Below are 5,963 nucleotides of genomic sequence, written 5' to 3'. Positions count from 1 at the left end.
GGTCCTGACCGCGCTGACGCCCGAGCGGTTGGCCGCGGTGTGGGCGCCGAAGGCGGACGGGGCCCGGCACCTGCACGAGCTGACCCGGGGCCACGACCTGGCCGCGTTCGTCCTGTACTCCTCCGTCGCCGCCGTCCTGGGGAGCCCGGGGCAGGGGAGCTACGCGGCGGCGAACACCTATCTGGACGCGCTGGCCGTCCACCGACGGTCGATCGGCCTGCCCGCCCAGTCCCTGGCCTGGGGCCAGTGGGAGGAGGCCAGCGGCATCACCGGCCACCTCGGCGCCGCCGACCACGCCCGGCTGGCCCGGTTCGGCATCCGGCCGATCGGGTCCGCCGAGGGGGTCCGGCTCTTCGACGCCGCCCAGCGGCTGACCGACCGGGCGACCCTCGTGCCGTCCCCGCTGGACCTCGCCGTCCTGCGCGGTCGCACCGCCCCGGTGCTGCTGCACGGTCTGGTCCGCCCGGCCCGGCGCACGGCCGGCGCCGGCGGACCGGCCACCGCGCCCGGCGAGGCGACGCTCGCCCAGCGGCTCGCCGCCCTGCCGGACGACACCGAGCGGCAGGCGGAGCTGCTCCGGCTGGTCCGTGCGGAGGTGTCCGCCGTGCTCGGCACGGACGCCGAATCGGTGGGCGCCCAGCGGTCGTTCACCAGCCTGGGCCTGGACTCGCTCACCGCCGTCGAGCTGCGCAACCGGATCACCGCGGCCACCGGGCTGAGGCTCTCGGCGACGCTGGTCTTCGACCACCCGAACCCGACCGCCCTCGCCGACCACCTGCGCACCGAACTCCTCGGCGCCGGCCTCCCGGCCGCCGAACGCGCCGACACGGCCGTGACGTTCCGGCAGCAGACGTCGACCCGGTCGCGTGTCGACGAGCCGATCGCCATCGTCGGCATGGCCTGCCGCCTGCCCGGCGGAGTCGCCACGCCGGAGGAGCTGTGGCGCCTGGTCGCCGAAGGCCGGGACGCCGTCAGCGAGTTCCCGGACGACCGGGGCTGGGACCTCGACGCGCTGTACGACCCGGACCCGGACCGGCCCGGCACCTCGTACACCCGGCACGGCGGGTTCCTGGAGCGCCCGGCCGAGTTCGACGCCGAGTTCTTCGGCATCTCGCCGCGCGAGGCGCTGGCCACCGACCCCCAGCAGCGGCTGCTGCTGGAGACCACCTGGGAGGCGCTGGAGAGCGCGGGCATCGACCCGGCGACCCTGCGCGGCAGCCGGACCGGCGTCTTCGCCGGCGTGATGTACCACGACTACGCGCCGCGCGTCCGTGAGGTGCCGGCCGAGCTGGAGGGCTGGCTGGGCAACGGCACGGCGGGCAGCGTGGCGTCCGGCCGGATCTCCTACTCCTTCGGGTTCGAGGGCCCGGCGGTCACGGTCGACACCGCGTGCTCCTCCTCGCTGGTCGCCCTGCACCTGGCCGCGCAGTCGCTGCGGTCCGGCGAATGCGACCTGGCCCTGGCCGGGGGCGTGGCCGTGATGTCCACCCCGACCACGTTCGTCGAGTTCTCCCGGCAGCGCGCCCTCTCCGCGGACGGCCGCTGCAAGGCCTACGCAGGCGCCGCGGACGGCACCGGGTGGGGCGAGGGGGTGGGGCTGCTGCTGGTCGAGCGGCTGTCGGACGCGCGGCGCAACGGGCACCAGGTGCTCGCCGTGGTCCGCGGCAGCGCGGTCAATCAGGACGGCGCATCCAACGGCCTCACCGCGCCCAGCGGCCCGTCCCAGCAGCGGGTGATCCGCCAGGCGCTGGCCAACGCGGGTCTGGGCACCGCCGACGTGGACGCGGTCGAGGGCCACGGCACCGGCACCACGCTGGGCGACCCGATCGAGGCGCAGGCCCTGCTGGCCACCTACGGGCAGGGACGGCCGGAGGACCGGCCGCTCTGGCTCGGCTCGCTGAAGTCCAACATCGGGCACACGCAGGCGGCGGCCGGCGCGGCGGGCGTCATCAAGATGGTCCAGGCGCTCCGGCACGGTGTCCTCCCGCAGACCCTGCACGTCGACGAGCCCTCGCCGTACGTGGACTGGTCGGCGGGGGCGGTGGAACTGCTCACCGAGTCCCGTGAGTGGCCGGTGAGCGGGCGCCCCCGACGGGCGGCGGTCTCCTCGTTCGGCGTCTCGGGGACCAACGCGCACGTGATCATCGAGCAGGCCCCGGCGGCGGTTCCCGCCGAGCGCGGCATCGCGCCCGCCGTGTTGCCGTACCCGGTCTCCGCCCGGACGGCCGGGGCGCTGCGGGCCCAGGCGGCCCGGGTCGCCGAGCTGCTGGCGGTCACCGACCCGTCGGCCACCGGCGGCGGGGAACCCGCCACCGACGACCGGGAACCGGCCGTCGGCGACCACGCGGTGGACGTCGCGAACGCCCTGGCCACCGCGCGGGGCGCGCTGGAGGAGCGTGCGGTCGCCGTCGGCGACCCGGCCGCGCTGCGTGCGCTCGCCGCCGGGGACCCGGCCGCCGCGCTGGTCACGGGCAGCGCCGACGTGACCGGCCGGACGGTGTTCGTCTTCCCCGGCCAGGGCTCCCAGTGGGCCGCCATGGCGGTCGAACTCCTCGACACCGCACCGGTGTTCGCCGCCCGGATCGAGGAGTGCGCGGCCGCCCTGGCCCCGCACGCCGACTGGTCGCTGGTCGACGTCCTGCGCGGCGCCCCCGGTGCCCCCGGGCTCGACCGGGTGGACGTGGTCCAGCCGGTGCTCTGGGCGGTGATGGTCTCGCTCGCCGAGCTCTGGCAGGCGCACGGCGTCCGCCCGGACGCGGTGGTCGGCCACAGCCAGGGCGAGATCGCCGCGGCCGTGGTCGCCGGCGGCCTCTCGCTGGCCGACGGCGCCCGCGTGGTCGCCCTGCGCAGCCGCGCCATCCTCGCCCTCTCCGGCGCCGGCGGCATGGCCTCGGTCGCGCTGCCCGCGGCCGAGGTCGGCGAGCGGATCGCGGCCTGGGGCGAGCGGCTCTCCGTCGCCGTGGTGAACGGCCCGTCGGCGACGGTGGTCTCCGGCGAGCCGGAGGCGCTGGCCGAACTGGTCGCCGGCTACCGCGCGGAGGACGTCCGGGCCCGGCTGATCCCGGTCGACTACGCCTCGCACTCCGCCCAGGTGGACGGACTGCGGGCCGAGTTGCTCGACCTGCTGGCCCCGGTCCGCCCGCGGACCGGGGAGGTTCCGCTGCTCTCCACGGTCACCGGCGACTGGTTCGACACGGCCGGGCTGGACGCCGGGTACTGGGTGACCAACCTGCGCGAGACGGTCCGCTTCGAGGACGCCACCCGGCGGCTCGCCGAGACGGGGCACACCGTGTTCGTCGAGGTCAGCCCGCACGCCGTGCTGACGGTGCCGATCCAGGAGACCCTCCGGGCGGCCGATGCCGACCGCCGCTCGGTGGTGGCGGGCACGCTCCGGCGCGACCACGGCGGGCTGGACCGGTTCCTGCTCTCCGCCGCCGAGCTGTGGGTGCGAGGGGTGCCGGTCGACTGGCCGGGACTGTTCGCCGCCGCCCGTCCGCGCCCGGTCACACTGCCCGTCTACCCGTTCCAGCGCCAGCGCTACTGGCTGGACGCGGTCGTGACCAACGCGACGGTGACCGCCTCCGTGGTCGGGGCCGGGACGGCGACCGACGGCCCCGCACCCTGGGTGGCCAGGCTGGCCGTGTTCGACGAGCCGGAGGCGCGCGCGGCGGCGCTGCTCGACCTGGTCCGCCGGGAGGCCGCCGCGGTGCTCGGCCATGCCGACACCAGCGGGGTCGCCCCCGACCGGGCGTTCCGGGAGCTGGGGCTCAGCTCGCTGACCGCCGTCGAGCTGCGCAACCGGATCGGTGCCGGGACCGGCCTGGACCTGCCCGCCACGCTGGTCTTCGACCACCCGACGCCGGCGGCCGTCGCGGAGTACCTGATCACCGAACTCCCCGGGGCCGAGGCGGGGCCGGAGATCGGCGCGCTGGCGTCGCTGGCCGCGCTCGAACGGGCCCTGGCCGGCCCGGAGAACCCGGGGGTGGAGCGCGCTTCGGTCCTGGCCCGGCTGAAGGCGCTGGTCGACCGCTGGGACGTCGGCCCGGTGGACGGGGCGATCGGCGGCGACGGGTTCGACGAGCTCGACCTGGAGAACGCCACCGACGAGGAACTGTTCGCGCTGATGGACCGCGACGCGTCCTCCTCCGACACCCACTGACGGCCGTCCGGCCCCCTGTGACCACCCGAACGACCGTGATGCGAGAGGCACCGATGTCGAACGACCAGAAGCTCCGCGACTACCTGAAGCGCGCCTTGGCCGACGCCCGCCAGGCCAACCGGCGGCTGGAGGAGGTGGAGCGGGCCAAGCGGGAGCCGATCGCCATCGTCGGCATGGCCTGCCGTCTGCCCGGCGGGGTCGGCTCGCCCGAGGACCTCTGGCGACTGGTCTCGGAGGGCGTCGACGCCATCACCGAGTTCCCCACCGACCGGGGCTGGGACCTCGACGGGCTCTACGACCCCGACCCGGACCGGCCCGGCACCTCCTACACCCGGCACGGCGGATTCCTGGACACCACGGCCGAGTTCGACGCCGAGTTCTTCGGCATCTCGCCGCGCGAGGCGGTGGCCACCGATCCGCAGCACCGGCTGCTGCTGGAGACCGCGTGGGAGGCGTTCGAGCGGGCCGGGATCGACCCGACCTCGCTCAAGGGCAGTCGGACGGCCGTCTTCGCGGGCCTCGCCGGCACGGACTACACGCCCCGCCTCCACGACGCACCGGGCGACCTGGAGGGGTACCTGGGCATCGGCGGGCTGGACAGCGTGGCGTCCGGCCGGATCTCCTACACGTTCGGTTTCGAGGGTCCGGCGGTCACGGTGAACACCGCGTGCTCCTCCTCGCTGGTCGCCCTGCACCTGGCCGCGCAGTCGCTGCGGTCGGGGGAGTCGGACCTGGCGCTGGCCGGCGGGGTCAGCGTGATGTCGACGGCCCAGGGCTTCGTCGAGTTCTCCCGCCAGCGCGGGCTCTCCGCCGACGGCCGCTGCAAGGCCTTCGCGGCGGACGCGGACGGCACCGGCTGGGCCGAGGGGGTCGGGCTGCTGCTGGTCGAGCGGCTGTCGGACGCGCGGCGGCTGGGTCACGAGGTGCTGGCGGTGCTGCGCGGTTCGGCGGTCAACCAGGACGGCGCCTCCAACGGCCTGACGGCGCCCAACGGCCCCGCCCAGCAGCGGGTGATCCGGGCCGCCCTGGCGGACGCCCGGCTCGCCACGGCCGACGTGCAGGCGGTGGAGGCGCACGGGACGGGCACCCGGCTCGGCGACCCGATCGAGGCCCAGGCCGTCCTGGCCACCTACGGGCAGGAGCGTCCGGCCGAACAGCCGCTGCTGCTGGGCTCGTTGAAGTCGAACATCGGGCACACCCAGGCGGCGGCCGGCGTGGCCGGGGTGATCAAGTCGGTGCTGGCGATCCGGCACGGCGTGCTGCCGCGCACCCTGCACGCGGAGGAGCCGACGCCGTTCGTCAACTGGTCGGCGGGCGCGGTGGAACTGCTCACCGAGCAGCGCGCGTGGCCGTCCGTGACCGGCCCGCGCCGGGTCGGCGTCTCGGCCTTCGGCGCCAGTGGGACCAACGCGCACGTGATCATCGAGCAGGCGCCCGAGGTGCCGGCCGCGGCGGAGGAGACCGCTCCGCCGGCCGGGTCCGGGACGGACCCCGAGACGGGTCCGCCGTCCTCGGTGCCGTCCGTGGTGGTTCCGGCTGTGGTGCCGTCCGTGGTGCCGTCCGTGGTGCCGTTCGTCGTGTCGGCGCGTTCCCCGGAGGCGCTGCGTGAGCAGGCCCTGCGGATCGCCGGGGTGGCCGACGCCGCCCGGACGCGGGGCGGTGACGGTCTGGTCGACCTGGCCCGCGCCCTGGTCACCACCCGGGCGAGCTTCGAGGAGCGCGCGGTGGTGCTGGGTGATCCGGCTGCGTTGCGTGATCTGGAGGGTGTGGAGGTCGTTCGCGGTACTGCGCAGGCTGGTGGGCT

The 5,963-nt window shown here is 76.0% G+C and carries 2 protein-coding genes; both read left to right on the top strand.

What is annotated here, in order from left to right; genetic code table 11:
• A partial coding sequence (locus PUR61_RS10340) for a type I polyketide synthase (protein ID WP_329878051.1) occupies positions 1–4,159 on the top strand: 4,159 nt, incomplete at its 5' end.
• A gap of 53 nt (positions 4,160–4,212) precedes the next feature.
• On the top strand, positions 4,213–5,963 hold a 1,751-nt coding region (locus PUR61_RS10335), incomplete at its 3' end, for a type I polyketide synthase (protein ID WP_329878049.1).

The sequence above is a fragment of the Streptomyces sp. BE20 genome, assembly GCF_036322525.1.
Classification (GTDB): domain Bacteria; phylum Actinomycetota; class Actinomycetes; order Streptomycetales; family Streptomycetaceae; genus Kitasatospora.
Note: the sequence above shows the minus strand (reverse complement) of the source record. Positions and strands in the feature narration are given on the sequence as shown.